The organism is Acidithiobacillus concretivorus (assembly GCF_018853445.1).
GTDB lineage: Bacteria > Pseudomonadota > Gammaproteobacteria > Acidithiobacillales > Acidithiobacillaceae > Acidithiobacillus > Acidithiobacillus concretivorus.
Window position 1 is genome coordinate 1 of sequence record NZ_JABELD010000150.1, and the last position, 1,257, is coordinate 1,257.

The following is a 1,257-nucleotide window of genomic DNA, read 5'->3' on the forward strand; positions in this document are numbered from 1 at the left end:
CAGGCTGACGTGGTAAGCCTTGGCATTTTTGATGACCTGGGCAAGACCCAACAATTCGGCCACGTAATTTTCAGTTTGTTCGGGAAGATTCAGATCCCAGAAATCGGTAGGTTGGCCGGCCGCCACGTTTTGCTGGATAGCGGCGGAAACCGTACCCTGTCCGGCATTGTAGGCAGCAATCGCCAGGAGCCAGTTTCCACCAAAATAATTGTATAAATAAGATAGGTAATCGAGGGCGGCGTTGGTGGAGGCCGTCAGGCTCAGGCGGGGATCCCCGTAACGCGTATTTTGCAGTCCAAAACTCCGCGCGGTTCCGGGCACAAACTGCCAGAGCCCTGCGGCGGCGGCAGGAGAATAGGCTTTAGGATTGTAGCCGCTCTCAATGGCGGGAAGCAGAGCCAGCTCCATGGGCAAGCCGCGTTGCGAAACGGCGTTGACTACGTAATAGAGGAAAGGGCGCGAATTGCCGAGAATTTCTTCGAGTTTGCCCTGATGCTGCAAAAACCAGGTACGCCATTGTTTGACAGCCACTTGCGATACTTCACTGCTGAGGTCGAGCCCTTCATCAATGTGTGTCCAGATGTTACCAGGTCCATCCTGACTACCAAATGCCCCTGCAGCCTCAAACCGGTGCAGAGTCAGAGTAAGGTTGCCGTAGGTTCCGGGCTGATTAATTTTGGTCGATATGTCATGGGATGGGGTTTCAGAGCTTGTTAAACCGGATGTTTTGATTTCCTCAAGGCTTGCCGCAAGACCTGTGCCAGAAGGTTTCTGCAACAATGGGGTTTCCATGATTTGCGCCCAAGCCATAGGTGCACTTACCAGCGCCATCACAGTAGCGATGGCGGCCATTCGCTTGATCATCCTGCTTCTCCCTTGGCGGGTTCTCATCATAATCGAGTGTCCCGCATACACCATCACTTACATCATTGTAGGCATGAACAGCCAGCCACATTTAGATCATTCTGGAGTTAATTAAGGATAATAATAAAAACAGAACGTCTTAGTCAAACACCTCATCAACCAATCAGCAAGTGCTCTTTTATCAGCACGGCACAAGATCATGCTGGATATTTCATGGCACGCATCATCAAACTGAATTTTAGCCACAATGCGAGGAACAGCGTTTTTTAGGTTCCTCGTCATTTCAAGTGGGTAGCCTGAGATCCAGCTTGCCCAGGATCAGGTAGGCCATGTTGATAAAGTTCTTGTGCGTGCGGTAACCCCGAGCCTTGGCCTTGGCGGATTGAATGAGGC

The 1,257-nt window shown here is 51.2% G+C and carries 1 protein-coding gene; it reads right to left on the minus strand.

What is annotated here, in order from left to right:
* The coding region (locus tag HJG40_RS14085; RefSeq protein WP_215864783.1) for a transglycosylase SLT domain-containing protein at positions 1 to 864 on the minus strand (864 nt) is incomplete at its 3' end.
* Between the last annotated feature and the right edge of the window lie 393 nt (positions 865 to 1,257).